This window comes from Acinetobacter sp. YH01010, from assembly GCF_013420775.1.
Lineage (GTDB): Bacteria > Pseudomonadota > Gammaproteobacteria > Pseudomonadales > Moraxellaceae > Acinetobacter > Acinetobacter amyesii.
This window is the reverse complement of record NZ_VOYF01000021.1, coordinates 1-22354: the sequence shown is the minus strand read 5'-3', so window position 1 is coordinate 22354 and position 22354 is coordinate 1. Positions and strand designations below refer to the sequence as shown.

Below are 22354 nucleotides of genomic sequence, written 5' to 3'. Positions count from 1 at the left end.
AGCAATGCTTAGTTTGCTGAGTCAGCTGCTTCACGTTTTAAACGGTCTTTTTCAACAGATTTGTTAATCAAACCTTGTTGAAGAATAGTAATACTGTTGTTACAGATCCAGTAAAGCACAAGGCCTGCAGGGAAGAACAACATAAATACCGTAAAGATCACTGGCATGATTTTGAAGACTTTCGCCTGCATTGGATCAGCCGGTTGTGGGTTCAAACTTTGCTGAATGAACATGGTCAAGCCCATTAATAGCGGCAAAATAAACCATGGATCCATCGCAGATAAATCTTGAATCCAACCTAACCATGGCGCATGACGTAGTTCAACAGACTCCATCAATACCCAGTACAAAGCAAGGAAGATCGGCATTTGGAGCAATAACGGCAAGCAACCTGATAGTGGGTTCACTTGTTCACGTTTATACAATGCCATCATTTCTTGCGAGAAGCGCATACGGTCTTCACCGAACTCTTCTTTCATGCGTTGCATTTCAGGTGCAATCACACGCATTTTCGCCATAGAGCGGTAGCTCTTCGACGACAATGGCCACAAGATCAGTTTCACCAGAATCGTCAATAGAATAATTGACCACCCCCAGTTACCCACTAAACCGTGGAAAAACTCAAGACCGACAAACAATAATTTCGCAATAGGCCATAACCAACCGTAGTCTACAGTTTGGTTTAAACCAACCGCCAATTCTTTTAATTCAGATTGGATTTTTGGACCTGAATAGAACGTTGCATCTACTTCTGCCACAGTTCCTGCAGGAACATTGATTGCAGGTGAAGTGAACTGAATAATGTTCATATCATCGGTAGATTTACGTGACTCAAGTTTCGCAGCATAAGGTTGACCATTGGCTTGCGTTAATTTGATCTGTCCAGGAATCCACGCACTCACGAAGTAATGCTGAACCATTGCAACCCAACCGCCAGTTGCTTCAACATTCAATTTTTCTTCATTGAAGTTAGCAAATTTAAGTTTGTTGTAATGTTCTTCAGGCGAACCCCATGCACCACCAAGGAATGTACCTAAAGTGAAAATACCTTGATCAGATTTACCTGGATCTTCAGAGTTGTCGCGTTTAAGCTGACCAAACATCTGACCTTGCCAGTTCTGAGCACTGCGGTTCACGATTTTATGATTCACGACAACAGGGTATTCACCTTCAGTGAAGTTAAAGGTTTTAATAACCTCTACACCATCTGCTGTTTTATAAACCATTGGTACTGACAAAACTTTTGCTGTTTGGCCATCTTTACCCTTCACAGCTTTTGCGTCATTCAACGTATATGAAGATTTTTCAATCTCATAGGTTGGACGTCCTTTCGGATTGCTGTCAGGGCCATTAAGACCAATTAAGCCAGACTGAGCAACATAAGTCCGTTTCGCATCGCTTTCAAGCATTACAAACGGTTCGTCGCTGTCTTTATTTTTGTCATGATTGAGTAATTCAATACGAACAATATCGCCACCCTTTGGATTAATCCAAAGATGGTAAAGGTCAGTTTGTACTGAAATTAACTGTTGACTAACAGGTGCAGTGGCATCTGTTGTTTGTTGTGTAGCAGCATTATTTGCTTGCGGCACATCAGTAGCAGCCGTAGCTGTCTGGCCATTTGGCAAATCGGCAGATACTTCATGCGTTACCACCGCAGCATTTTGCTGAGGTTTTTGTTCCGCATTTCCATAATCTTTCTGCCAAGCCAAAATGAGCAAATATGCGACAACAAACATGGCCCCTAGAATTGCAATCCTGGCCCATTGTTGCATAGGTATTACCCCAAGTGGTTAGAGTGATTTTGGTTCAATAAACGTTCACGAAAGGGTACAGCAACGTGAAGCGTTTGAGAATCTATTTGCTGAAATGAAATAAAACGAATTGCTTTTGATGGAACAGGATCATAGCCTGAACCGCCCCAAGGATGACAACGGCAAATACGCTGAACAGCTAGACACACTCCACGTACAGCACCATGTTGATGGACTGCTTCCAAAGAATATTGAGAACATGTTGGAATATAACGACAGCGTGGTCCCAATAAAGGACTAATCGCAATCTGATAGAAACGAATGAGCCAATGCAGCAAACGAACCATTGGTCATCTCTACGCTTGTGGGGAGGTAGCTATTTTTTTATGCTTATTTGCAAGGCGCTGCAATTTTTGCCAAGCAAATTGTAATTGCTGATGCAACTCTGCATTCGGTACCGCCTCTATGCCCATTTTTGGCATAACGACAATATCTAATACATTAGACTGCTGTTGATGCAGGCGAAAACTTTCGCGTGCAAGTCGTTTTACTCGATTTCTTTCATGTGCGCGGCGCACTTTTTTCTTAGCAACAACAATACCCAAACGGCTATTCGGCTGTTCGGAGATTTTTGCTAGAAATAAGAAATGGGGTTGATGCACTTTAAAAAGCGCACCATCGAACACACTTTTATAATCGGCAGCACAGTGTATTCGTACATCTGTGCTAAAGCCGTAAAGTGTTGTCATAACACCCAAGTCTTGACAGTCTTAACTGAAATTAAACAGTTAAGCTGTGACGACCTTTTGCACGACGACGCGCTAATACTTGACGGCCAGCTTTAGTAGCCATGCGAGCACGGAAACCATGAACGCGTTTACGTTTCAACTCAGAAGGTTGGAAAGTACGTTTCATATCGAAACTCCACAAATGATCTTTCAGTAAAGGTTCGCGATTTTAGTGCTCATTGCTTGAGCTGTCAATGAAAAACACGCTTTCTTTCAAAATCTAGGCTGTGATATATCAAGATAATATAAGGATTAGAAATCAGTCAGAAAGTTTTAAATTAAAATATTCACAAACTAAATCATTGTATATATTAATTATTTAAGTTATCTTCAAGTTTACTCACAGATTTATCCACAATCTCAAATTTATGAATTTGGTTTTATGAATTTAAATTTGAATTTAAACCAACCATCAAGTTATCCCCAGAATGGGTCTATCTTATAAATAAATTCAAATTTTAAAATTTAAATTTATTACTATTAGTGTTGATATTTTCTGTGGAAAACGTATTTTTAGATTTAAAAAACAAATAATTACATTGTGGATAACGATGTTTTTATAATTTTGATAGTTTGTGGATAACTTTGTGCTACAATTTATCCACAGCTTGCGGATAAACTTATCCACACGTGATTTAAATTTAAATTTAAACTCAATTTGCGTTTTTTTGATCGATTTCGACTGATTTGTTCATGACAGATGTGGATAAGATGGTTAGAATGGCTGCCCGCTTAGGCGGGGTTGAATTATTTTTTTACGTACAATGGACTGAAATAGGGGTTTCACATGCTTTGGACAGACTGCTTAACTCGCTTGCGACAAGAGCTTTCAGGAAATGTCTATACAATGTGGATACGCCCACTGGTGGCAGAAGATGCAGGTGATAGTCTAAAACTCTATGCACCGAATCCGTATTGGACACGCTATATTCAAGAGCACCATTTAGAACTGATTTCAATTTTAGCGGAACAGTTGTCTGAAGGTCGGGTACGTAAAGTTGAGATTTTGGTTGATTCACGGCCTGGTGCAATTTTATCTGCAGCTGAACAACCAGCAACAACCACCGCAGCATTAGAGTCAACGCCACAAGTATCGGCACCAACACGTCCTAAAAAAGAAAAAGAAGAGACGTCTTCAAAAAATAACCGTAAGCGTCAGCTTAACCCATTATTTACCTTTTCCTTGTTTGTTGAAGGTCGTTCCAATCAGATGGCGGCAGAAACCTGTCGTAAAGTCTTGACGCAGCCCGGTGCTTCGCAGCATAACCCGTTATTTTTATATGGACCGACTGGTTTAGGTAAAACCCATTTAATGCAAGCCGTAGGTAATGCATTATTGCAAGCGAAGCCGAATGCACGTGTGATGTACATGACGGCTGAAAGTTTTGTACAAGACTTTGTGAGCTCGCTACAGCAAGGTAAGGTCGAAGAATTCAAGAAAAACTGTCGTTCATTAGATTTGTTATTGGTGGATGATATTCATTTGTTGGCGGGTAAAGAGGCCAGCTTGGTTGAGTTTTTCTATACCTTCAACGCTTTATTGGATGAATCTAAGCAAATCATTTTAACCTCAGATCGTTATCCAAAAGAACTGACTGAACTTGATCCACGTTTGGTTTCACGTTTTTCGTGGGGCTTATCGGTAGGTGTTGAACCACCCGATATTGAAACCCGTATTGAAATTTTACTGAAAAAAGCGGAAAGCAATGGGGTGGAACTTCCACGGAATTGTGCGCTGTTTATTGCTCAACAAGTGGTTGCCAATGTCCGTGAACTAGAAGGTGCGCTGAATAAAGTCGTAGCCATTTCTCGTTTTAAAGGCACCCCAATCGACCTTGATGTGGTGCGTGAATCGTTAAAAGATGTGTTGGCAATTCGTGCGCGCACCATCAGCACTGAAAATATTCAGCGTGTGGTGAGTGAATATTTCCGTATTCCACTGAAAGAATTGGTTGGGCCAAAACGTACACGCATTTATGCACGTCCACGTCAGTTGGCTATGGGGCTAGCACGTGAGCTGACAGGGGATAGTTTCCCTGAAATTGGTATGGCTTTTGGTAATCGTGATCACAGTACTGTGATGCATGCCTGTGAAAAAGTACAAAGCCTGCGTGAAGAAGATCCAATCTTCAATGAGGACTATAAAAACTTGCAACGTCTGCTGCAAAGTTAAGTCTTTTCGTTCAAATTCTGTTCTTGCAATGCGGTATATTCTGCCGCATAGTACACTGCTAAAAAATTAATTTATTTTGTCTGTCTTCAGTTTTTAGAGGAATGTATCGTGCGTTTAAAAATCGCGAAAGAAAGCTTACTGAATGTTCTATCACATGTCGTAGGAGCGGTTGAACGTCGCCATACCTTAAATATTTTATCCAATGTAAAAGTACAGGTAACAGAGCAAGCTTTGACCATTACGGGGTCGGATCTTGAAGTGGAACTGGTTGCAAGCACATCACTTACTGAAGGTGCATGTTTACAAGCAGGTGTGACGACTGTTCCTGCACGTAAATTGATGGATATCTGTAAATCATTACCGTCAGCGGCATTGATTGATTTGCAAATTACTGAAGATCAACGTTGTATTTTAAAATCTGGAAACAGTCGTTTTGTATTGGGTACTTTGCCTGCAGAAGACTATCCATTATTAACCACTGAAAATACTCAAGGCACTCAAGTCGGTGTGACTCAGCGTGAGTTAAAGCGTTTATTTGAGAAAACATCTTTTGCCATGGCGGTTCAAGATGTGCGTTTTTATTTGACGGGTACTTTGCTTGAAATTGATGAAAATCAATTGCGTGCAGTAACGACCGATGGTCACCGTTTGGCGATGTGTGAAACAGCGGCAAGCTCGAATGCGACACAAGCAATGCAAGCGATTGTTCCACGTAAAGCTGTAGGTGAATTGCAGCGTCTATTGAGTGTTGAAGATGAGCAATTATCGTTGTTGATTGGTCGTGAATTATTAAATGTAACGATTACCATTGCCAGCCGTGATAAAGAGCAGGGTGATATTACCGTACGTTTCACCACAAAATTGATCGATGGTAAATTCCCTGACTACCGCCGTGTGATTCCACGTGGTGGTGATAAAAATGTGCGCATTGCACATGATGTATTTAAACAATCACTACAACGTGTGGCGATTTTAAGTAATGAAAAATTGCGCGGCGTATTCTTGAAGTTTGATGCGGACACTTTACAACTTCGTGCCAATAACCCTGAACAAGATGAAGCGATCGAAGATCTCGCGATTCAATATGCAGATGCACCGATGGAAATGTCGTTTAATGCACAGTACTTATTGGAAGTTCTGAATGTGTTGGATGGTGATGATGTTGCAATGACCATGACAGAAGCCAACCAATCTGTATTGGTACAAGATCCACAACAACAAGATCAAACCTATGTTGTGATGCCAATGCGTGTTTAATTCGGACTGACGTCTCAATTATTATGCATATCACGCGTTTACATGTAGAACGTGTTCGAAATTTAAAGACGGTTGCACTCTCTGGGTTGCAGCCGTTTAATGTCTTTTATGGGCAAAATGGTTCTGGCAAAACTTCTGTATTAGAAGCAGTACATTTGCTGGCAACCGGCCGTTCTTTTCGAACCCATATTCCGAAAAACTATATTCAAAATAATAGCCCTGACGCTGTTGTCTTTGCGCAGTCTGCAACAGACCGCATTGGTATGCAAAAAATGCAGTCGGGCGAGCAAGTGATTAAAGTCAATGGCGACCTTGTGGGGACACAAGGGCAGTTGGCTAAGATTTTACCACTACAACTCATCGACCCACAAAGTACCGATATTATTGATCATGGTGCGAAGCCACGACGTCAACTTTTAGATTGGTTGATGTTCCACGTGGAACCGGAGTTTTACCATGCATGGCAATATTATGCGCGGGCATTAAAACAGCGGAATAGTTTGCTGAAATCACGACGTCATTTGAGTTTGTCTGACCTAGAACCGTGGAACAAAATGCTCAGTGATTATGGTGAGATATTACATAGTCTGCGCAGTAATGTGGTGGAACAGTGGACGCGATATTTCCAACAAGATCTCCAAGCATTATTGCCGCATTTAACAGTGACATTGGAATATAGTGCAGGCTTTCATGCTGAAACAGGACTGCTGAATGATCTGACCAATCAGCACTTTAAAGACTGCGAACGTGGCTATACTGAGTATGGTCCGCACCGTGCAGATTTAAGGTTGAAAACCGCTATGGGTGATGCAGATGTTGTGCTCTCTCGTGGGCAAAAAAAGTTATTGATCATGGCGTTAAAACTGTCACAGATTGCAATGCTACATGCTTGTAATAAGGAAACTGTGGTATTATTAGATGATCTGACAGCAGAATTAGATTTAACCGCACAACAGCGTTTAATTGAGCGTTTAAGCCATCTTGGTAGTCAAGTTTTTATTACCACTTTAGACCATGATTCAGTGCAAAAACACTTACATGATTTATCTATTTCTTATCAATTATTCAAAGTTGAAAATGGTAAGGTGCAGGCTGTTGTGCAATGAAATACCACCTTTGGATAGACCTATTTTTCACTAGGGAGAAACCATGAGTTCAGAAGATCAAGCTGCTTCTCAAACAGAACAAACCATAGAAAAAGCTTATGATTCCTCTAGCATCAAAGTATTACGTGGTCTAGACGCTGTACGTAAGCGTCCGGGCATGTATATTGGTGATACTGACGATGGTACTGGCCTACACCACATGGTGTTTGAAGTTGTCGATAACTCAATTGATGAAGCGTTGGCAGGTCATTGTGACGAAATTCAAGTCACCATTCATGAAGATGAATCTGTAAGCGTATCGGATAATGGCCGTGGTATTCCTACCGACATTCACCCAGAAGAAGGTGTTTCTGCAGCAGAAGTGATTTTGACGATTCTGCATGCGGGCGGTAAATTTGACGATAACAGCTATAAAGTTTCAGGCGGTCTACACGGTGTAGGTGTATCCGTGGTGAATGCGCTTTCAAGCAAGCTCGAATTAACCATTCACCGTGCGGGTCAAATTCACCAGCAAGAATATAAACACGGTGATGCCGTGTATCCACTAAAAGTGGTAGGTGAGACAGATCGTACAGGTACACGTGTACGTTTCTGGCCAAGTGCTGAAACCTTTAGTCAAACGATTTTTAATGTCGATATTTTGGCACGTCGTTTACGTGAATTATCGTTCCTGAATGCAGGTGTACGGATTGTTCTACGTGATGAACGTATCAATTTAGAGCACGTTTATGACTATGAAGGTGGTTTGTCTGAGTTTGTGAAATATATCAACCAAGGCAAAACCCATCTGAACGAGATCTTCCATTTCACCACACAAGCGGATAATGGCATTGGTGTAGAAGTTGCATTGCAGTGGAATGATTCTTATCAGGAAAATGTTCGTTGCTTTACTAACAACATTCCACAAAAAGATGGTGGTACGCATTTAGCGGGTTTCCGTGCTGCATTAACCCGTGGCTTAAACAGCTACATGGAAAACGAAAACTTACTCAAAAAAGAGAAAGTGGCGGTTTCTGGTGATGATGCACGTGAAGGTTTAACTGCGATTGTTTCGGTGAAAGTGCCTGATCCAAAATTCTCTTCGCAAACCAAAGAAAAATTGGTGTCGAGCGAAGTGAAAACTGCGGTTGAGCAAGCGATGAATAAATCATTTACTGAATATCTTTTAGAGAACCCACAAGCCGCTAAATCGATTGCAGGCAAGATTATTGATGCAGCACGTGCGCGTGATGCAGCACGTAAAGCACGTGAAATGACACGTCGTAAGAGTGCGCTGGATATTGCTGGTTTGCCAGGTAAATTGGCCGATTGTCAGGAAAAAGATCCTGCATTGTCTGAACTTTACTTAGTCGAAGGTGACTCTGCGGGCGGTTCTGCAAAACAAGGCCGTAACCGTAAGATGCAAGCGATTTTGCCGCTGAAAGGTAAAATCCTCAACGTGGAACGTGCACGTTTTGACAAGATGATTTCTTCACAAGAAGTGGGAACACTGATTACTGCTTTAGGTTGTGGTATTGGCCGTGAGGAATATAACCCAGATAAACTGCGTTATCACAAAATCATCATCATGACCGATGCTGACGTCGATGGTTCGCACATTCGTACGCTACTGTTGACCTTCTTCTTCCGTCAAATGCCAGAACTTGTGGAACGTGGATATATTTATATTGCACAGCCACCGTTGTATAAGCTGAAAAAAGGCAAGCAAGAACAGTACATCAAAGATAATGATGCGCTTGAGACTTACCTGATTTCAAATGCAATTGATGAGCTTGAATTACACATCAGTGCAGAAGCACCAGCCATTCGTGGTGAGGCTTTAGCGGGTGTGATTGCGGATTATCAAACCTCTCAAAAGAGTTTGCATCGTCTGACTGTACGTTATCCTGCAAGTGTGTTGGATGGTTTATTGGCAGTAGAAGGCTTTAAGTTAGATCAAGCAAATAACCAAGACTATGTACAGACTTGGGGGGAGCAGCTACGTGCCAATATTGAGAAAACTCAGCCTAGCTTACGTCCTGAATTAAGCTTAGAAACGTTTGAGCATGAAGATACCGAAGGCAATAAGTCAGCGACCTATTTCCCGCGTATTACCATCTATGTTCATAACTTACCGCACCAATACTTGTTAGATTCAGGTCTATTGGGTTCAGGTGAATATGCGCGTTTGCTCAAAAATTCGAAGAGTTGGTTCACATTATTGGAAGAAGGTGCTTACCTGCAAAAAGGCGAGCGCAAAATTCCAGTGAGTAGCTTCCATCAGGTTTGGCAAAACATCCTACAAGACTCACGCCGTGGCATGATGATTCAGCGCTATAAAGGTTTGGGTGAGATGAATGCTGAACAGCTTTGGGAAACTACGATGGATCCTGAGAACCGTAACATGCTGCAAGTAACGGTACAGGATGCGATTGAAGCTGATCGTATGTTCTCTTGCTTGATGGGTGATGATGTGGAACCACGTCGTGCTTTCATTGAAGAAAATGCGTTAAATGCGGATATTGATGCCTAAATTCTGATTACAGAATCATTCAAAAAAGCACTCTTCGGAGTGCTTTTTTTTGTGCTATCTTAAATAAAATTGAATATTAAATCGCCAATTTGTGTTTTATAAAATTGACTTATTCTGATGCTAAGCTCAAATCAAATTGAACTTAGCAGCTAAAAATAAGAGGTCTATATATGATGGACAATCAACTTGAACACATTCGTGACATATGGGTAAATGCATTTTTTACCGGAAATTATACCGTTCTTGCCGAATACGAAGATGAGCACTTTAAGGTGGTTTATGAGCAAGACGGGCGTGTCGAAAGTAATTATATCCGCTATGAACGTATTGCACATGCAGTGAAAAATGGGGTTTGGAAACCACAAAAACCAGACGTAGAATTTGAAGAATATGAGTTTAATCGTGACCAAACTGAGTGCAAAATTTTAATTGGTTTAGCTGAAACACAGCAGCAAATACAGGAAATCTGGCATTTTGATCAAACCTGGAAAATACAAGAATTACGCTTTTTAAAGGCAAAAAAAGTCCATCCTTCTGCCTTATCTTAAACAATAAAAAGTTTAAATTGATGTAGTCAGTGGAGATAAAATGCATCCATCTTATAAATGTGGGTAAGTTTTGTGAATTTTCACATTTAATAGTGTTCAACATCAAAGTCATTTATAATTGTGGATAATATCATTTAAAAATATTTATCCACAAAAAGGTGGTTCGATATTTTGAATTTAAAAAATAAAAATGAATTTAAAACCAAGATTTGAGTTTAAAAATGGCTTTTGTGGATAACTATGGCAATGAGTTTGATGTGAAGTATATTTTTTGAATTCATTTACAAAGTTAGGGTAAAAGCTATCGCTGAATTTTTAGATTCTTTCCGAATAGAAATGCCTTAACGATGCAATAACCAGTTGGATATGAACATTCGATTTTTTAAATATTTTTTAGATTTATAGTGTGATTATTATTGTGAAGTATAAATAAAAAATCGCCGTGGAACATTTAAATTTCACGGCGATTGATTTTTTGAGCTTAAGTTAGGTTTTCTTAATAATGCAAATCTAGGGTTTTGCTTTTTAAATTAAGCCTCAAAACTACTTTCCATTTCTTCTAATTCCATCATTAATTCAAGCATTTGCTCTTCGACAGATTCAAGTTTGGCTTTTAATTCTGTTTGCTCATTCATTAGTTTGAGTAAGTCATCTTTACGACTGGCTTCATATAAAGCACTGTCTGCTAATAATTCCTCAATTTCGTTTAAGCGTGGCTGAATTTTGCTGATTTGCGCTTCATTTTTTTCAATGTTTTTACGAATCGGGCGGGTCAATTCACGCTGACGTGCAGCTTCTTTACGTTGCGCTTCTTTATCGACTTTGGAAATCGTCGGTTTAGTTTCAACTTGAGATTTGATGGGAGTCGGGGCTTGTTGACTATTTTTCATCATGTCGATCCGTGCTTGACGCAGCCAATCGGCATAAGCCACGAGGTCACCATCAAATTCGCGACATTTCCCATGATGTACCAATAATAATTCGTCACAAACACTGGCAATCAATTGACGTTCATGCGAAACCAAAACCACAGCGCCTTCAAAGTCTTGTAATGCCATAGTTAGCGCATGACGCATATCAAGGTCTAAATGGTTGGTCGGTTCATCTAGAATTAAAACATTGGGGCGCTGCCAAACAATCAAAGCTAAAGCCAATCGTGCTCGTTCACCGCCTGAAAATCCTTCACTTGGCGTATCCATGCGTTCGCCACTAAAACCAAAGCTACCTAAGAATGAACGTAATGCCGCTTCACTGATTTTTTTGTCAGCGATTCGAGATAATTGCAACATTGGGCTGGCATTGCCATCTAGAGCATCCATTTGATGCTGTGCAAAATAGCCAATATTCAATAGTTCAGAGGCTTTGCGCGTCCCTTGTAATAAGGGAAGGTCACCAACCAAGGATTTAATTAAGGTTGATTTACCCGCACCATTCATTCCCAGTAAACCAATACGACTGTTTGGGGTAATCTGTAAATTCACATTGGTGGCAATCAGTTTGTCACCATAGCCAATATCGACATGTTCCATTTGTAACAGCGGCGAGCTCATTTTGGTTGGCTCACGGAAACTAAAGGTAAATGGCGTATCGACATGCGCGGCAGAAAGTTCCTGCATACGTTCTAATTGTTTAATACGGCTTTGAGCCTGCTTAGCTTTAGTCGCTTTGGCTTTAAAACGGTCAATAAATTTTTGGAGATGCGCACGAGTTTCGAGTTGTTTTTCATAAGCTTGTTGTTGTTGTGCCAAGCGCTCAGAACGGGTGCGTTCAAAGGTTGAATAGTTACCGGTGTAAAGCGTCAGCTCTTGATTTTCGATATGTAAAATATGATCAGTCACCGCATCTAAGAAATCACGGTCATGTGAAATCAAGATCAATGTGCCTTCATAAGCTTTTAACCAATCTTCTAACCACAAAATCGCATCTAAGTCTAAGTGGTTGGTTGGTTCATCGAGTAATAATAGGTCTGAACGGCTCATTAGGGTACGCGCAAGATTTAAACGCATACGCCAACCACCAGAAAAACTTGAAACATTGAGCTGGGACTGATGTTCAAAGAAACCCAGGCCGGCCATCAATTGTGAGGCTTTGGATGGAGCTGTATAGCCATGGATTTCATCAAATCGGCCATATAAGTGTGCCAACGCTTCATTGTCTAATTGTTCTGGATGTTCAAGTTTATGTTGTATATCCCAATATTCTTCATCGCCTGATAGAACGAAATCAATAGCTTTCATATCCAGTGCTTTGATTTCTTGTGCCATATGCGCGACGGTCCATACCGCAGGACGAGTTAATGAACCACCATCAGACTCCATTCCACCTAAAAGCGCAGAAAAAAGAGTTGATTTACCCGCACCATTTACACCGGTTAAGCCGATTTTCCAGCCTGGATGCAATTGCATAGATGCTTTTTGAAATAAAACACGCCCACCGCGACGAATGGAAAGTTGGTCTAACTGAATCATGGAACTAACTAAACAAGAAGAATGTGGGGCTATTCTAATGGATGGCTTTGCAAAAGAAAAAACAAAGCATCGTAACCATCTGAAAAAATGTGACAGATTCCACGTATTTAGGTATATTGAACGGGCTTTAGTATTAAAAAAATATTTCAAGTTGTTGTTTTAAATGGATTAATAAAACATATTGGAAATATAAGAAATGAGAAAAGGAATTTTAATTTTATCGCTTCTTTCAGGTGTGATGTCTGCACAAAGCTATGCTAATCAGAAGGTTTGTGTGTTCGATTTACTTGGAAAAGCGGGGGAATCTTATAAGCTGATGGAAGAGTGGTCTCTGGCCAGTAAGGCATGGGGAGCACAAGTTCAACTGATTTCATATCAAGATGAATCCAAAGTCGATAAAGATTTTAAAGAAGGGAAATGTGACGCATTTTATATGACCTCGATGCGGGCACGTGCATATAACAAATTTGCTGGTTCGATTGATGCCATTGGCGGTGTACCGAACAATACCATCGCGCAAAAAGCCATCACCTATGTCTTAGATAAGCGGAACAGTAAACGACTGATTACCAATCTAGGCAAAGACAGCTATGAAGTGGCGGGGATCGGGCAAATTGGTTCAGCCTATATTTTTGTCCGTGATCGCAATATCAATAATTTAGAAAAAGCTGAAGGTAAAAAATTTGCCATTTTGCATTATGACTATGCGCAAAAAGTGATGGTCGACCGTGTTGGCGCTGTACCAGTCATGTCGGAAATTTCCAATTTTATTCGCAAGTTTAATCAGGCCGAAGTTGAAATTGTGGCTGCGCCGGCTTATGCCTTTAAGCCACTCGAAATTTCAAAAGGCTTAGGCACTACTGGGGCGATGGTTAATTTTCCTGTGGTGAATGTCACGGCAGACCTGATTATTCGTAATAATAAATTCCCAGAAGGTTTTGCAGAGCCTTCTCGGCAATGGTTCGTTAAGCAATTATCAAAAAGTTTTGCCATGGTAAAACGCATGGAAGCTGAAATTCCTGCCAAATATAAGATGAATCTCAGCAAAGATGATCAGTTGAAATATCAGAAAATATTGCGTGAAGGACGGATGGATTTAACCAAACAGGGGATCTATGACTCCACTATGATGACGGTACTGAAAAAAGCCCGTTGTACGATTGAGCGAACCAATTTCGAGTGTTCAGTGGCGGGTGAATAAGCTTTTTTCTGTATTTCTTTGTAAATTTTGATGCAAACGCTGTAAATGTAAAAAGCCATTTTTGCAAATATAAGATGATGATTATATTTATAATTTCACTTTGAATAAAAAGTGATATGCATCACAGAAAAACAGAATATGCCAAAATGACATAAATAAATGGAGTAAATGCTCTATTTTTTTTAAATTAACTTGCTTAATATCGGCGTTGTGTAAGGACACCTCTGAACCATAAAAAGATTTGAAAGGAAAATAGAATGAAAAAAACCCTCCTATCATTGGCTACATTTGCTGCAATTGGCTTTGCTGGTTCAGCTCAGGCAGCAAAAGTAGATATCTGTGTATTTGACTTACTGGGTAAGTCAGGCGAGTCATATCAAATGGCTCAGGAATGGGCGCTTGCAGCAAAAGGCTGGGGTGCTGAAATTAACTTAATTCCGCGTCAAGACGAAGCAGTAGCTGATAATGACTTTAAAGCAGGGAAATGTGACGGCGTATTTATGACGGCGATGCGTGCCCGTCAGTACAATAAATTTGCAGGCTCTATTGATGCGCTGGGTGGCGCACCGAGCAATGCGATTGCGCAACGTGCGATTACCTTTGCATTAGACCAACGTAATGCTGCAAAAATGGTCAGCAATCTAGGTGGTAAGAAATACGAAGTGGCGGGTATTGCCCCATTGGGTTCAGCATTCATCTTTGTCAAAGACAAGAAAATTGACTCAATTGAAAAAGCGGCAGGTAAAAAGTTTGCAGTATTAGGCTATGACGAAGCACAAAAAATCATGGTGCAACGTGTCGGCGCTCAAGCTGTGATTTCAGATGTATCTAACTTTGTGGCGAAGTTTAATAATGGTCAGGTCGATATGGTGGGTGCGCCTGCATATGCCTACAAACCATTAGAGATCTATAAAGGTTTAGGTACCAATGGTGCGATGTTTAACTTCCCAGTTCTACAAGTGACTGCGGACTTTATTATTCGTCCTGATCAGTTCCCAGCTGGCTTTGGTCAAAAATCTCGTGATTGGTTTGTGAAACACTTACCGAAGAGTATCGCGATGATTAACCGTCTAGAAGCGGGTATTCCTGCGAAATATAAACTTAACCTAAGTGCAGAAGATAAAACCAAATATCAAAAATTACTGCGTGAAGGTCGTATGGATATGACGAAGCGTGGCATTTATGATGCAGGCATGATGTCTGTTTTGAAAAAGGCACGTTGTTCTGTCGATAAAGCCAATTTTGAATGTTCACTTGGCGGCGAATAAGCTGATATTTAAAGAAAAAAGTCTGGATTTATCCAGGCTTTTTTTTGCAAATTTACAGGTCATTCTCGCCATTGAGTCAGTAAAATATTCAGGTAATCTAAATTCAAATTGAGGGCAGTGAGTCTATTGAAACGAACTCAGCATGACCCAAAATTCAAAAAATGGTTAAAAACAAAAACAGTAAAAAACAAGGAAAGTCAGTATGAAACAATGGACAAAGGCATTGAGCGTTGCTGCTGCGTTAATGGCGGTGACTGGCGTAGCTCAAGCGAAGCAAGTGGTGTGTGTATTTGATTTGGTGGGTAAAAATGGTGATGTTTTTACCCTGATGAAAGATTATCAATTGGCAGCAAAAAACTGGGGCGCAGACATTGAGCTCCGCGTCGGTCAAAATGAAGCAGTGATTGCGGAAGACTTTAAAGCGGGGAAATGTGATGGGATCAGCGTCACCGGTATGCGTGGCCGCCAATTCAACAATTTTACCGGTTCTTTAGATGCGATTGGTGCAATTCCAGATTTGAAATTGGCCGTAAAAATTATGCAAGGTCTTGCGAGTCCAACGTTTGCTAAAAGCATGGTCAATAGTAAATATGAAGTGGCAGGTGTGATACCTGTTGGTGATGCCTACCTGTTGGTGAATGATCGTAGTATCAATACTGTCGCTAAAGCCGCAGGTAAAAAAATTGCGGTGCTTGATTATGATGAAGCGCAGAAAATTATGGTGCAGCAGGTCGGGGCTCAAGCGGTCAGTGCCGATGTAACCAATTTTGGCGCTAAATTTAACAATGGTCAGGTGGATATTATTGGTGCTCCTGCAGCTGTGTTCAAACCATTAGAATTACACAAAGGTTTAGGCAGCAAAGGCGCAATCGTCAATTATCCAATTTTACAAGTGACGGGAAATATCATTATTCGCCCAGATAAATTCCCAGCAGGTTATGGGCAAAAATCACGTGATTGGGTCAAAACACAATTACCTCGTGCATTCACGATTTTAGGCAAAATGAAGTCAGAAATTCCAGCTAAATATTGGATGGATGTTCCCACTGCAGACAAAGCTGGTTATCAAAAAATGATGCGTGAAGCGCGTATTGATTTGACTAAACGTGGTATCTACGACAAGCGAATGATGAAATTATTATGGCAATTCCGCTGTAAACAAGACCCGAAAAACTTCGAATGCGCATTACAGGAAGAAAACTATAAATAAGTTTTAAATGAATCTTGAGAAAAATACTCTGATTTAACTTTAAACTGTGAAGACTGACCATATATTGAGTATGTTATACTTGAAATATGGTCTTTTCTTTTTAAAGACACCCCAATGACTCAGAGGAATCCATCATGAATGCTCAAGCACTTGTGCTGACTGACAATGCTGCCAATAAAGTACGCCAATTGCGTGACAGTGAAGGTAATCAAGACCTCATGTTACGTGTATATGTGACTGGTGGTGGTTGTTCAGGTTTCTCATATGGATTTAATTTTGCAGAAAGCCAAAACGAAGATGATGCTGAATTTATCAATGAAGACGTGAAAATGTTGGTGGATTCACTTAGTTATCAATATTTGGTTGGTTCAACAGTCGATTATATTGAAGGTCTTGAAGGTTCTCGTTTTGTGGTTCAAAACCCGAATGCGACAACCACCTGTGGATGTGGATCTTCATTCTCGATCTAATCACGATGATGAATTGAGCCATAAAAAAGCCCTCATTTTGAGGGCTTTTTTAATGTTTAAAATCGATATTAGGCTTCAAATTTAAGCGCTTCTAACAGATCTAAAATCACTGTAGTCACGTCTTGACTCAATTGATAATTATTAAAAATTTCATAAGCCGTAATGGTGACATCGGTATCACTCGGAAGCAGGCGTTGTTCTTCTTCGATGAGGTCGCGGATCGGCAAGAGGGTTTGTTTGACTTGTAAATGCAAGACATCTTTAAACTCAAGATTTTCGTCTTCGAGTTCAATTAATTGCTCATTAAAAAATGGTAAAAGTACCGCATGGAGATAAGGTTGAATTTCGGTAATATCAAAAAGTTCAATATCACGGGTTTGTTCAATCGTGCTGATGTGGTCATTCACTTCAATTAAGATATGGTAGTAACTCACATTGCTCTCCACGGAAGATGTCATTGATATAAGGGAATTATTGCAGATCAACAATAACATGAAATGCTGATTTTTGTTGGTGAATCCTGCAATATCCTTATAAATTGTATGGTTTTTTATGCTCAGGGCACACTAGCGATAATACAGTAAGCTTTGGTCTGCTGGCATCAGTTTAAAGTTTTCTAATTGTTGCGCGCCCAAGATTGGGTACATTAATGCAGTAGGGTCATTATGGTGAGATAAGCCGAGAGCATGTCCGAGTTCGTGGGCAAGGGTGAGGCGTAAATCATCTTCGGCATCAAATTGATAAATCTGAATCTGATCTCCCATAAAGACACCTTTATGAAACTCTCTTGCAGGAAAGCGCTGACTGGCTTGTATCACACCCGCATTATATTGATCGATTTGCTGGTTATAGCTTGAGACTTGTTGATTAAATTGATCATTTTGCTGATTAAATCGATCTATTTCTTGGTCTAATTGCATTGCTTGTGCTTTGACTTGCGCAAGTTCTCTTTCAACGCGTTGCATGTTGGGGCCTTGCGCATGCTCGATTCGGCTCCAACTCATACGTTCTTGCGACAGCTGTGCGATTTCCGCACGGATCATGGCTTGTTTTGATCGGAGCTGTTGCTCATCCATCTCCAACCCTTTTCTCGAATTTGCTAAGTTCTCGGCATATAAATCATTACGGGCTTTATCTGCGGCTAAGGTCTTTTGGACTTGCTTATAGGCATTGTATTGTTCTTGGCGATCATCATAAATTAGATGGATCGCCAGTTGTGCATCCGGGTCATAGATAAATAACGGTTTGAGCGTCCCTTTATGCCATATCTCTGCGGCCTCTTGGCTAAGTTGAATGACTTGTTGTTGGCTTAATCTAAAACGTGGATCGACATCAGCAACTCGAAAGCGTAATCGTGTGTCAAAAGGATGGGATATTCGATCCCACGCAGAATTAAAGCGAAGCTGTGGATGGGATTTAACTTGAAACTGTAAATAAGCTAAATACAGTATCACCACCGTTATGAGTGCTGAGACAAAGCGCATAGTAAATGAACACAATAATAGGGTTTTAATTTAGCTTGAATTTTGTCCACGTCATAGTCAAATATATACCATCTTGAAATTTTAGCGTTGTCTTAACAACAGCATTACGCTTTTTTTCCAGTTAATTTGGCTGGTAAATTGGATTTATAAATAAGAATGAATCCTATAGAGATAAATATGAAAAAAACCAATTCAATGAGATATTTGAAATTAAATCCATATTCTTTAACGTGTTCCAAACTATAGATCGATATTTCGAGTTTAAAACATTGAGCTAATGTATAAAAAATAATGCCGATAAATAGTGAGATAAATCCTAAGCTCCATGTGTAGCGCTGCTGAATATTAAACATATATAAAATTAGGCAACTTATGAGGAGTCCAAGTGTGAAGGCCGCATCAAGCCCCAAAAATTGTAGATAATTGAGAGGGGATAATAGTATGTTTGAAGGCAGAATGATTAATAGATTACCCATCGGATAATGAAACATCACGGACATTCCCGCAGCTAAGAGCAAAAGCTTGATAAAATTTTTCATGTAAATTATGTTTTATTTTAAAGATAATGAAAAATAACATAAAAAACCGCGCTTTCGCGCGGTCTTTTTGAGCTTTGAAAAACTCGGTTAAAGCGACAAATTATTTTTTGTCATCTTTAACTTCAGTGAACTCAGCATCTACAACGCCGTCATCTGCTTTTTGAGCTTGACCTTCAGCGCCGTGGAAAGCGTTAGGATCAAAACCTTCAGCACCGCCTTGACCTTGTGCAGCTTCATACGCACGTTGAGTGATCGGCATGATGATGTTTTGAAGTGCTTCAGTTTTTGCTTTGATTTCTTCTACGTCATTTTCTTTCGTAGCCGCTTCAAGCTCAGCTGATGCAGTTTCAATTGCAGTTTTTTCGTCTGCAGTTACTTGTTCGCCTAGATCTTTCACTGCTTTTTGAGCAGAAGAGATTAACGCGTCAGCTTCGTTACGTGCTTTCGCTAATTCTTCAAATTTACGGTCTTCTTCAGCATTCGCTTCAGCATCTTTGATCATCGCTTCAATTTCAGCATCGCTCAAACCTGAGTTTGCTTTAATTTGAATTGATTGCTCTTTACCAGTGCTCTTGTCTTTCGCAGATACTTTCAAGATACCATCAGCGTTGATGTCGAAAGATACTTCAATTTGTGGCACACCACGTGGAGCAGGTGGGATATCGCCTAATTGGAAGTTACCTAACAATTTGTTTTGTTGAGCCATTTTACGTTCACCTTGGAACACAGAAATGTCTACAGCAGGTTGGTTGTCAGCAGCAGTTGAGAACACTTGAGATTTCTTCGCAGGAATCGTGGTGTTTTTCTCGATGATTGCTGTTAACACGCCACCCATTGTTTCGATACCAAGAGTCAATGGAGTTACGTCAAGAAGAAGTACGTCAGTTTTATCACCTGAAAGTACTGCACCTTGAATCGCAGCACCCATCGCTACAGCTTCATCTGGGTTCACGTCTTTACGTGGCTCACGGCCGAAGAACTCTTGTACTTTTTGTTGTACAAGTGGCATACGAGACTGACCACCCACCAAGATTACGTCAGAGATGTCAGAGGTTGAAAGACCTGCATCTTTAAGTGCAATCTTACATGGTTCAATTGTACGAGCAACCAATTCAGCAACTAAACCTTCAAGTTTAGAGCGAGTCACGTTGATCACTAAGTGTTTAGGACCAGTCGCATCTGCTGTGATGTATGGAAGGTTGATTTCTGTTGCATTCGAAGAAGAAAGCTCGATTTTTGCTTTTTCAGCAGCTTCTTTTAAACGTTGAAGTGCAAGAGGATCTTGTTTCAAGTTTACGCTTTGTTCTTTCTTGAACTCTTCAACCAAGTATTCAATTAATGCATTATCGAAGTCTTCACCACCAAGGAATGTATCACCGTTTGTAGACAATACTTCGATTTGTTGGTCGCCATCAAGGTCAGCGATTTCAATGATTGATACGTCGAAAGTACCACCACCTAAGTCGTAAACCGCAACTTTACGGTCGCCTTCTTTTTTGTCCATACCGAACGCAAGTGCAGCAGCCGTTGGTTCGTTGATGATACGTTTAACATCTAAACCAGCAATTTTACCTGCATCTTTCGTTGCTTGACGTTGAGCATCGTTAAAGTACGCAGGAACAGTAATTACCGCTTCAGTTACTGTTTCACCAAGGTAGTCTTCAGCTGTTTTTTTCATCTTTTTCAAGATTTCAGCAGAGATTTGTTGTGGTGCAAGTTTCTTGTCGTTTACGTCAACCCAAGCATCGCCATTGTCAGCTTTGATGATTTTGTAAGGTACAAGGCCGATATCTTTTTGCACAGCTTGGTCTTGGTACTTACGACCGATCAAACGTTTGATTGCAAATAATGTGTTTTTAGGGTTAGTCACTGCTTGACGTTTAGCAGATTGACCGACAAGGATCTCGCCATCTTTATACGCAATAATAGATGGAGTTGTACGAGCGCCTTCAGCGTTGTCGATTACTTTTACTTTGTCGCCTTCAAGTACTGCTACGCAAGAGTTTGTAGTACCTAAGTCAATACCAATGATTTTCGCCATTTGGATGTTTCCTCTAAAATTCTTTTATTCCCAAACTCTTCCCTTTCTCAAAGGGAAATAAAAAGGGATTTACTTGTTATCCGATATGAGAGCCAATCAAAAATTTTCAAGTAATATTGGTTAAAATTTTTAATTCGTCTCAGAAAATTTGGGTTTATGCACCAACCATAACCATAGCTGGACGTAATAAACGACCGTTTAAGCTATAGCCTTTTTGCAATACTGTCCCAATTTCATTTGATTTGGCATTTGGATCGATGCCCACAGCCTGATGAAGATCTGCATTGAAACCATTTGCAGTATCCACAGCAACCACACCAAATTTTTCTAAAGTGCTGAGCAATGATTTCAGTGTAAGTTCTACACCTTCAGATAAACCTGATTTTTCATCACCTGCCGCAGCGATGGCGCGTTCAAGGTTATCGACTGAATCAAGCAATTGTTTTGCAAATTTTTCCAGCACAGTGTCTTTATGCTTTTCAGATTCGCGTTGAATACGCTCTACACTTTTTTGCGCTTCATATACGGCATTTGCAGTACGTGCTTTTTCAAGTTTTAAGCTTTCTTCTAAATTGGTGATTTGTGCTTGTAAATCTTCAACTGAAACTTCAGCTTGCTCGTTTTCAGCTTGAGTTTGCTGTTCTGCTTGCTCTTGTTGAAGATCTTGAGCGTCTTGGTTTTGCTCAGTCGCCATTGATTTACTCCGTTTAAATGGGTTCTTAAACATGTTCAGTCCTTATAGCTGTGCGTTCAAACGACATCGATGCGTAACTGCCATGTGTTTTGAATTCATGATTAATAGAAGAAATCGGGGCAGGGGATAAAAATTCAAGCGAAGTCAGCAATTAAATGCAGTTTTTTATTCAAAAAAATGGTTTTTCAGCAAAATATCGACTGCAAAATTAAATTCTTTGAAAATATAAATTATTGATTTGAATGTATAATCATATTTTGATCGGATTTATAGATTTTCATCATAAATTTTAACGGTTTCTCTTTGTGCCTGAAAATTTGCATAATTTATCTATCGGAAGTGACCATATCCACTGGAGAGAGGGATATGGTGACTACCTCTAGATTTTAGAAACACTTTTCCATGCTGATTTCCCAAGAATCAGCATTTTTTTTCCTCAAAAATATTGGTTAATATTTATACCTAAAAACTCTTAGTATCAGTTTTATTAAATATTTCACAAAAAATGATCAGCACAGTATTCTTTGTTTCAGATTCTATCGCTGTAGTTTCCGAATTTATTTCGAATGTGTTTTTCATGGCCTGCTTCTCTCATAAGCAGGCTTTTTTTTGCATGAAATTTATAAAAACAGCCACTTAAGTAACTGAGCTGCAAGTTTTGTTGGACTTTATTATATTCAAAAGCTCTGATCACGCTTTATTTAAAACCATTTATATTAGATTTCTTTCATAAGTCATTTTTCACTCAGCTCCAAGTTATAAATTCCAGCAATTAGATTGAATCTTAATGCTAGTCTTTTGCCTCGATTGCGATATCGCTCAGCAAGAATTTTGAAGGTTT

At 40.0% G+C, this 22354-nt stretch carries 18 protein-coding genes and 1 pseudogene; 9 read left to right on the top strand and 10 right to left on the bottom strand.

Annotated elements, in window-relative coordinates; genetic code table 11:
• Positions 1 to 8 precede the first annotated feature (8 nt).
• From yidC to rpmH, 4 genes are read right to left on the bottom strand one after another with little or no spacing between them, the layout of a single operon-like run.
• Positions 9 to 1775 (bottom strand): membrane protein insertase YidC, encoded by a 1767-nt coding sequence (gene yidC, locus FTT77_RS15035; protein WP_180022819.1) that lies wholly within the window; start codon positions 1773 to 1775, stop codon positions 9 to 11.
• A gap of 5 nt (positions 1776 to 1780) precedes the next feature.
• The gene (gene yidD / locus FTT77_RS15030; protein WP_078189510.1) at positions 1781 to 2101 is read right to left on the bottom strand and encodes a membrane protein insertion efficiency factor YidD; all 321 of its coding nucleotides are present in this window, start codon (positions 2099 to 2101) and stop codon (positions 1781 to 1783) included.
• Between the two features lie 9 nt (positions 2102 to 2110).
• Positions 2111 to 2503, bottom strand: coding sequence for a ribonuclease P protein component (gene rnpA, locus FTT77_RS15025; RefSeq protein ID WP_078189509.1), 393 nt, complete (start codon positions 2501 to 2503; stop codon positions 2111 to 2113).
• Positions 2504 to 2534: 31 nt separating this feature from the next.
• Complete coding sequence (gene rpmH, locus FTT77_RS15020; protein WP_000831329.1) at positions 2535 to 2669, bottom strand: 50S ribosomal protein L34; 135 nt, start codon at positions 2667 to 2669, stop codon at positions 2535 to 2537.
• Between the two features lie 660 nt (positions 2670 to 3329).
• Between rpmH and dnaA the strand changes: the two genes are divergently transcribed.
• From dnaA to FTT77_RS14995, 5 genes are all read left to right on the top strand, one after another.
• The gene (dnaA, locus tag FTT77_RS15015) at positions 3330 to 4715 is read left to right on the top strand and encodes a chromosomal replication initiator protein DnaA (RefSeq protein ID WP_180005504.1); all 1386 of its coding nucleotides are present in this window, start codon (positions 3330 to 3332) and stop codon (positions 4713 to 4715) included.
• 108 nt (positions 4716 to 4823) lie between these two features.
• Positions 4824 to 5972 (top strand): DNA polymerase III subunit beta, encoded by a 1149-nt coding sequence (dnaN, locus tag FTT77_RS15010; RefSeq protein WP_168379516.1) that lies wholly within the window; start codon positions 4824 to 4826, stop codon positions 5970 to 5972.
• A 23-nt stretch (positions 5973 to 5995) separates the two neighbouring features.
• Entirely contained in the window at positions 5996 to 7078 is a 1083-nt protein-coding gene (recF, locus tag FTT77_RS15005; protein ID WP_180109498.1) for a DNA replication/repair protein RecF, read from the top strand.
• A 43-nt stretch (positions 7079 to 7121) separates the two neighbouring features.
• The gene (gyrB, locus tag FTT77_RS15000) at positions 7122 to 9590 is read left to right on the top strand and encodes a DNA topoisomerase (ATP-hydrolyzing) subunit B (protein WP_180109499.1); all 2469 of its coding nucleotides are present in this window, start codon (positions 7122 to 7124) and stop codon (positions 9588 to 9590) included.
• Positions 9591 to 9760: 170 nt separating this feature from the next.
• Positions 9761 to 10138, top strand: coding sequence for a hypothetical protein (locus FTT77_RS14995; protein ID WP_180064144.1), 378 nt, complete (start codon positions 9761 to 9763; stop codon positions 10136 to 10138).
• 530 nt (positions 10139 to 10668) lie between these two features.
• Here FTT77_RS14995 and FTT77_RS14990 read toward each other — a convergent pair.
• Complete coding sequence (locus tag FTT77_RS14990) at positions 10669 to 12606, bottom strand: ATP-binding cassette domain-containing protein (protein ID WP_180056038.1); 1938 nt, start codon at positions 12604 to 12606, stop codon at positions 10669 to 10671.
• Positions 12607 to 12802: 196 nt separating this feature from the next.
• Here FTT77_RS14990 and FTT77_RS14985 point away from each other — a divergent pair, with 196 nt between their 5' ends.
• The 4 genes from FTT77_RS14985 to erpA all read left to right on the top strand — a co-directional run bounded on the left by FTT77_RS14985 (position 12803) and on the right by erpA (position 16755).
• The gene (locus tag FTT77_RS14985; protein WP_180109500.1) at positions 12803 to 13807 is read left to right on the top strand and encodes a putative solute-binding protein; all 1005 of its coding nucleotides are present in this window, start codon (positions 12803 to 12805) and stop codon (positions 13805 to 13807) included.
• 257 nt (positions 13808 to 14064) lie between these two features.
• Positions 14065 to 15075 (top strand): putative solute-binding protein, encoded by a 1011-nt coding sequence (locus FTT77_RS14980; RefSeq protein ID WP_078194442.1) that lies wholly within the window; start codon positions 14065 to 14067, stop codon positions 15073 to 15075.
• 202 nt (positions 15076 to 15277) lie between these two features.
• On the top strand, positions 15278 to 16285 hold the full coding sequence (locus FTT77_RS14975; protein WP_180109501.1) for a putative solute-binding protein: 1008 nt from the start codon (positions 15278 to 15280) through the stop codon (positions 16283 to 16285).
• Between the two features lie 134 nt (positions 16286 to 16419).
• The gene (gene erpA, locus FTT77_RS14970) at positions 16420 to 16755 is read left to right on the top strand and encodes an iron-sulfur cluster insertion protein ErpA (protein WP_078189499.1); all 336 of its coding nucleotides are present in this window, start codon (positions 16420 to 16422) and stop codon (positions 16753 to 16755) included.
• Between the two features lie 68 nt (positions 16756 to 16823).
• On the opposite strand, the gene FTT77_RS14965 is transcribed toward erpA, so the two are convergent.
• The 5 genes and pseudogenes from FTT77_RS14965 to FTT77_RS14945 all read right to left on the bottom strand — a co-directional run.
• Positions 16824 to 17201, bottom strand: coding sequence for a hypothetical protein (locus FTT77_RS14965; RefSeq protein ID WP_168379524.1), 378 nt, complete (start codon positions 17199 to 17201; stop codon positions 16824 to 16826).
• Positions 17202 to 17321: 120 nt separating this feature from the next.
• A complete protein-coding gene (locus FTT77_RS14960; protein WP_180109502.1) occupies positions 17322 to 18239 on the bottom strand; it encodes a matrixin family metalloprotease in 918 nt (305 codons plus the stop codon).
• 639 nt (positions 18240 to 18878) lie between these two features.
• Positions 18879 to 20819, bottom strand: a complete 1941-nt coding sequence (gene dnaK / locus FTT77_RS14955; protein ID WP_180109503.1) for a molecular chaperone DnaK — start codon at positions 20817 to 20819, stop codon at positions 18879 to 18881.
• Between the two features lie 154 nt (positions 20820 to 20973).
• On the bottom strand, positions 20974 to 21513 hold the full coding sequence (gene grpE, locus FTT77_RS14950; protein ID WP_078189495.1) for a nucleotide exchange factor GrpE: 540 nt from the start codon (positions 21511 to 21513) through the stop codon (positions 20974 to 20976).
• A gap of 734 nt (positions 21514 to 22247) precedes the next feature.
• Positions 22248 to 22354, bottom strand: a pseudogene (locus FTT77_RS14945) (IS5/IS1182 family transposase); the annotation flags it as partial.

What these genes read in the sequence shown, in the direction of transcription:
- yidC (WP_180022819.1), bottom strand. Translation starts at nt 1,775, where the DNA reads ATGCAACAATGGGCCAGGATTGCAATTCTAGGGGCCATGTTTGTTGTC.
- yidD (WP_078189510.1), bottom strand. Translation starts at nt 2,101, where the DNA reads ATGGTTCGTTTGCTGCATTGGCTCATTCGTTTCTATCAGATTGCGATT.
- rnpA (WP_078189509.1), bottom strand. Translation starts at nt 2,503, where the DNA reads ATGACAACACTTTACGGCTTTAGCACAGATGTACGAATACACTGTGCT.
- rpmH (WP_000831329.1), bottom strand. Translation starts at nt 2,669, where the DNA reads ATGAAACGTACTTTCCAACCTTCTGAGTTGAAACGTAAACGCGTTCAT.
- dnaA (WP_180005504.1), top strand. Translation starts at nt 3,330, where the DNA reads ATGCTTTGGACAGACTGCTTAACTCGCTTGCGACAAGAGCTTTCAGGA.
- recF (WP_180109498.1), top strand. Translation starts at nt 5,996, where the DNA reads ATGCATATCACGCGTTTACATGTAGAACGTGTTCGAAATTTAAAGACG.
- gyrB (WP_180109499.1), top strand. Translation starts at nt 7,122, where the DNA reads ATGAGTTCAGAAGATCAAGCTGCTTCTCAAACAGAACAAACCATAGAA.
- FTT77_RS14995 (WP_180064144.1), top strand. Translation starts at nt 9,761, where the DNA reads ATGATGGACAATCAACTTGAACACATTCGTGACATATGGGTAAATGCA.
- FTT77_RS14990 (WP_180056038.1), bottom strand. Translation starts at nt 12,606, where the DNA reads ATGATTCAGTTAGACCAACTTTCCATTCGTCGCGGTGGGCGTGTTTTA.
- FTT77_RS14985 (WP_180109500.1), top strand. Translation starts at nt 12,803, where the DNA reads ATGAGAAAAGGAATTTTAATTTTATCGCTTCTTTCAGGTGTGATGTCT.
- FTT77_RS14980 (WP_078194442.1), top strand. Translation starts at nt 14,065, where the DNA reads ATGAAAAAAACCCTCCTATCATTGGCTACATTTGCTGCAATTGGCTTT.
- FTT77_RS14975 (WP_180109501.1), top strand. Translation starts at nt 15,278, where the DNA reads ATGAAACAATGGACAAAGGCATTGAGCGTTGCTGCTGCGTTAATGGCG.
- erpA (WP_078189499.1), top strand. Translation starts at nt 16,420, where the DNA reads ATGAATGCTCAAGCACTTGTGCTGACTGACAATGCTGCCAATAAAGTA.
- FTT77_RS14960 (WP_180109502.1), bottom strand. Translation starts at nt 18,239, where the DNA reads ATGCGCTTTGTCTCAGCACTCATAACGGTGGTGATACTGTATTTAGCT.
- dnaK (WP_180109503.1), bottom strand. Translation starts at nt 20,819, where the DNA reads ATGGCGAAAATCATTGGTATTGACTTAGGTACTACAAACTCTTGCGTA.
- grpE (WP_078189495.1), bottom strand. Translation starts at nt 21,513, where the DNA reads ATGGCGACTGAGCAAAACCAAGACGCTCAAGATCTTCAACAAGAGCAA.